The organism is Streptomyces sp. MB09-02B (assembly GCF_033794485.1).
GTDB lineage: Bacteria > Actinomycetota > Actinomycetes > Streptomycetales > Streptomycetaceae > Streptomyces.
Map to the genome: position 1 here is coordinate 1 of NZ_JARGEE010000751.1, position 2,255 is coordinate 2,255.

At 71.4% G+C, this 2,255-nt stretch carries 2 protein-coding genes and 1 pseudogene; all 3 read left to right on the forward strand.

The features are described 5' to 3' along the window. A pseudogene (locus P1P70_RS43645) lies at nt 1-271 on the forward strand (hypothetical protein); the annotation flags it as partial. A gap of 46 nt (nt 272-317) precedes the next feature. Beyond that, the gene (locus P1P70_RS43650; RefSeq protein ID WP_319247920.1) at nt 318-1,532 is read left to right on the forward strand and encodes an acetyl-CoA C-acetyltransferase; all 1,215 of its coding nucleotides are present in this window, start codon (nt 318-320) and stop codon (nt 1,530-1,532) included. Nucleotides 1,533-1,573: 41 nt separating this feature from the next. After that, the coding region (locus P1P70_RS43655) for an enoyl-CoA hydratase/isomerase family protein (RefSeq protein ID WP_319247922.1) at nt 1,574-2,255 on the forward strand (682 nt) is incomplete at its 3' end.

Below are 2,255 nucleotides of genomic sequence, written 5' to 3' on the forward strand. Positions count from 1 at the left end.
GCCCCAGTCGTGGGCGACGTCCGCCGTGTCGACGCCCCGCTTCTCCGCCACCCACACCTCGGTGCGCACCGGACCCGCCCAGCCGGGCGCCGACACGGCGGACGTCGCCCACGACTGGGGCATAGCGGGCCTCCTGCCCGACGCGTCCGACCAGGCCGTCGCCGCCGAGGCCGTCGCCCCCGAAGGCGCGCCCGCGGAGGACACCGCCGCGAAGGACACCGCCGCGAAGGACACCGCAGCGGAGGACACCGTCGCGAAGGACACCGATTGACTCCGGCCCCCGGGCCGTACCCTCCCGCCACTGAAAGGCCAGACTCGTGAGCACCGAAGCGTACGTGTACGACGCGATCCGCACCCCGCGCGGCCGCGGCAAGGCGAACGGCTCCCTGCACGGCACCAAGCCGATCGACCTCGTCGTCGGACTCATCCACGAGGTCCGTGACCGCTTCCCCGGCCTCGACCCGGCCGCCGTCGACGACATCGTGCTCGGCGTCGTGGGCCCGGTCGGCGACCAGGGCTCCGACATCGCCCGGACCGCCGCGATCGCCGCCGGACTGCCCGACACCGTGGCCGGCGTCCAGGAGAACCGCTTCTGTGCCTCGGGACTGGAAGCCGTCAACCTGGCCGCCGCGAAGGTCCGTTCGGGCTGGGAGGACCTGGTGCTCGCCGGTGGTGTCGAGTCGATGTCCCGGGTGCCGATGGCGTCGGACGGCGGCGCCTGGTTCAACGACCCGATGACCAACCTGGCGGTCAACTTCGTACCGCAGGGCATCGGCGCCGACCTCATCGCCACGATCGAGGGATTCTCCCGGCGCGACGTCGACGAGTACGCGGCACTGTCCCAGGAGCGCGCGGCCGCCGCCTGGAAGGACGGCCGGTTCGACCGGTCCGTCGTCCCCGTCAAGGACCGCTCCGGACTCGTCGTCCTCGACCACGACGAGTACCTGCGGCCCGGCACCACCGCCGACTCGCTCGCCAAGCTGAAGCCGTCCTTCGCGGACATCGGCGAGCTGGGCGGCTTCGACGCCGTGGCGCTGCAGGAGTACCACTGGGTCGAGGAGATCGACCACGTCCACCACGCGGGCAACTCCTCCGGCATCGTCGACGGCGCCTCCCTCGTCGCCATCGGCAGCAAGGAGATCGGCGAGCGCTACGGCCTGCGCCCGCGCGCCCGCATCGTCTCCGCCGCCGTCTCCGGCTCCGAACCCACCATCATGCTCACCGGCCCCGCGCCCGCGACCCGCAAGGCCCTCGCCCGGGCCGGGCTGACCATCAACGACATCGACCTCGTCGAGATCAACGAGGCGTTCGCCGCCGTCGTGCTCCGCTTCGTCAAGGACATGGGCCTCTCGCTCGACAAGGTCAACGTCAACGGCGGCGCGATCGCGCTCGGCCACCCGCTCGGCGCGACAGGGGCGATGATCCTCGGCACACTCGTCGACGAACTGGAGCGCCAGGACAAGCGGTACGGGCTGGCCACGCTCTGCGTGGGCGGCGGCATGGGCATCGCGACGATCGTCGAACGCGTCTGACACCCCGGCGGAACCAAGAGACTTCAACGGAGACCCCCGCTATGACCGAGAGCACCACCATCCGCTGGGAACAGGACCGCACGGGCCTCGTCACCCTCGTCATCGACGACCCCGACCAGTCCGCGAACACCATGAACCAGGCGTTCCGCGACTCCCTCGCGGTGATCACCGACCGCCTGGAGGCCGAGAAGGACACCATCCGCGGCGTCATCATCACCTCCGCCAAGAAGACCTTCTTCGCCGGCGGCGACCTCCGCGACCTCATCAAGGTCACCCCCGAGACCGCACAGCAGCTCTTCGACGGCGGCCTGGAGATCAAGCGCCACCTGCGCCGCATCGAGACCCTCGGCAAGCCGGTCGTCGCGGCGATCAACGGCGCCGCCCTCGGCGGCGGTTACGAGCTGGCCCTCGCCTGCCACCACCGCGTCGCCCTCGACGCCCCCGGCTCCAAGATCGGCTGCCCCGAGGTCACCCTCGGCCTGCTCCCCGGAGGCGGCGGCGTCGTCCGCACCGTCCGGCTGCTCGGCATCACCGACGCCCTGCTGAAGGTGCTGCTCCAGGGCACCCAGTACTCCCCGCGGCGTGCACTGGACAACGGCCTGATCCATGAAGTGGCCGCCACCCGGGACGAGTTGATGGACAAGGCCCGCGCCTTCATCGACGCCAACCCCGAGTCGCAGCAACCCTGGGACAAGCCCGGCTACCGCATCCCCGGCGGCACCC